Genomic DNA, 2535 nt, shown 5'->3' on the forward strand with positions numbered 1-2535 from the left:
CCCTTGGCGAGTTCCTGCATGGAGAGGAAGAGCGAGCGGATCATCGCTTTGGAGCGCGGGTCCATCAGCAGCTTCGTGAAGTAGCGCGTCTCGATGCGGAGCCCCGCTTCGATTGGCACCTGCAATCCTTCATAGACGCAGGACATGATGTATTTCTGCGCCGGGAAGTTGCCGAAAGTCTGCTTGTGCAGCGTGGCATTGCCAATGGTGAAGGTCTGGCCGCCCTTCGGATCGTGCGGGCCGCCACCGGGGATGCGATAGCCTTCACGGTCCCAGGGTTGCACGGCGATGGCGTAAACTTCCGGACCTTTCTTGCCAAGCTTGATCTTCGGCTGGGCAAGACCCTCTTTGAGCCACGCCTTCGCGGCGGATACTTCCTCGCCCGGCTCGACAAGCTTGTGGCAGATGCCGGCCTGAACCGCCTTTTCCGGTGTCAGCGCCGTGCCCTGCAGGATAAGCGGGAGCGCGGCCTGAGCACCGATGAGGCGCGGCAGACGCTGCGTGCCGCCACCGCCGGGGAGAAGCCCGACCTTTGCCTCCGGCAGGCCAATCTGCGTCTTCGGCTTGTTGCTCACCACGCGGTAGTGGCAGGCAAGCGTTACTTCGAGACCGCCACCAAGCGCGGTACCGTTGATCGCGGCCGCCACCGGCTTGCCGCAGGTCTCAAGGCTGCGCAGCAGCATGTTGAACTTGAGGTTGCCCTCATACATGGCGCGGACGCGGTCTTCTTCGGAACCGCCGCCCGAACCGCCACCGGCCTGACCGCCCATCATGGACAGATCGGCACCGGCGCAGAACGCATCCTTGCCGGAGGTGAGGATCGCGCCCTTGATTGCGTCATCGCCCATGATCTTTTCGATGATCGAGGCCATGTCCGCCATGGAGCCCTGCGAGAGCACGTTCATCGAACGGTTGGGCATGTCCCAGGTGATCAGCGCAATGCCATCACCATCGACTTCGAATTTGAAGTTTTCGTAAGTGGTCATCTTGTTTCGCCTCTCCGCGATTACACGCGTTCGATGATGGTGGCCGTGCCCATGCCCGCGCCGACGCAAAGCGTGATCAGCGCGGTGTTGAGGTCGCGGCGCTCCAGCTCGTCGAGCACCGTGCCGAGGATCATGCCGCCGGTCGCGCCGAGGGGATGGCCCATGGCGATGGCACCGCCATTCACGTTCATCTTCTCATGCGGAATATCGAGCACCTGCATCATGCGAAGCACGACAGAGGCGAAGGCTTCGTTCAGCTCGTAGAGATCGATGTCTTCCGGATTCATGCCCGCCTTCTTCAGCACCTTGCGCGACACGTCGGCAGGGCCGGTCAGCATGATGCAAGGCTCGGAGCCGATGGAGCCCATGGCGCGGATGCGCGCACGGGGCTTCAGGCCCATCGCCTTGCCGGTTTCGAGATTGCCGACGAGAACAGCGGAGGCACCATCCACGATGCCGGACGAATTGCCCGCATGGTGGACATGGGTGATCTCTTCCACTTCCGGGTAGCGCGCAAGGGCGACGCCGTCGAACGCAAATTCGCCGAGCGATGCGAAAGAGGGTTGCAGCGCGGCGAGCGACTGCATGGTCGCATCAGGCCGCATATGCTCGTCATGGTCGAGAATGGTGAGGCCGTTAATGTCCTTCACCGGAATGACGGAATTCTTGAAGTAGCCATTGTCCCACGCATTCTTCGCGCGCCTCTGGCTCTCCACGGCATAGGCATCCACATCTGCGCGGGTGAAGCCATATTTGGTGCAGATGAGATCGGCGCCAATGCCCTGCGGCGTGAAATAGGATTTGAAGGCGATGGCGGGATCGGTGGACCAGGAACCACCCGAGGCGCCCATGCCGACGCGCGACATGCTTTCAACACCGCCACCAATCGCCATGTCGGCTTCGCCGGACATGACCTTTGCGGCGGCCATATTGGTCGCTTCAAGGCCGGAGGCGCAGAAGCGGTTGATCTGCACACCTGCGGTCGTCTGCGCATAATCGGCGTTCAGAACCGCGATGCGGGCGATGTCGCCCCCCTGCTCGCCCACAGGATCAACGCAGCCGAGCACAACGTCATCGACCTTTGAGGTGTCGAGGTTATTGCGGTCGCGGATCGCCTTCAGCGTTTGCGTGGCAAGCTCGAGCGCAGTCACTTCATGCAGCGCGCCGTCCTTCTTGCCCTTGCCGCGCGGTGTACGCACGGCGTCATAGACATAACAATCGGTCATTTCATGTCTCCCTTGAGGGACTGGTTCGTGTCGGGTTCTCAAAAGCCACACAGATGGCCTTCACCCTTCATGTCTGCGATTGCATTCCGCGAGTGGCGCTTCACCCGAAGGTGAAGCGCCCTGTCGTGAAATCTGCTCAGAGCGAGCGCGCAATCAGCATCTTCATGATTTCGTTCGTGCCGCCATAGATCTTCTGGATGCGGGCATTCGTGTAGAGCTTCGCGATGGGGTACTCCATCATGTAGCCATAGCCGCCGAAGAACTGCAGGCAGGTATCGATGATCTCGTTTTCCTTCTGTGTGGTCCACCACTTGGCCATGGCC

The 2535-nt window shown here is 61.1% G+C and carries 3 protein-coding genes; all 3 read right to left on the reverse strand.

The window, feature by feature from the left end:
• A partial coding sequence (locus WBF74_RS08045; RefSeq protein ID WP_424437847.1) for an enoyl-CoA hydratase-related protein occupies positions 1-986 on the reverse strand: 986 nt, incomplete at its 3' end.
• Positions 987-1006: 20 nt separating this feature from the next.
• Positions 1007-2212, reverse strand: a complete 1206-nt coding sequence (locus WBF74_RS08050) for an acetyl-CoA C-acetyltransferase (protein WP_424437850.1) — start codon at positions 2210-2212, stop codon at positions 1007-1009.
• Positions 2213-2348: 136 nt separating this feature from the next.
• The coding region (locus WBF74_RS08055) for an acyl-CoA dehydrogenase family protein (RefSeq protein WP_424437853.1) at positions 2349-2535 on the reverse strand (187 nt) is incomplete at its 5' end.

Source organism: Parvibaculum sp., assembly GCF_049672805.1.
Lineage (GTDB): Bacteria > Pseudomonadota > Alphaproteobacteria > Parvibaculales > Parvibaculaceae > Parvibaculum.

What these genes read in the sequence shown, in the direction of transcription:
- WBF74_RS08050 (WP_424437850.1), bottom strand. Translation starts at nt 2,212, where the DNA reads ATGACCGATTGTTATGTCTATGACGCCGTGCGTACACCGCGCGGCAAG.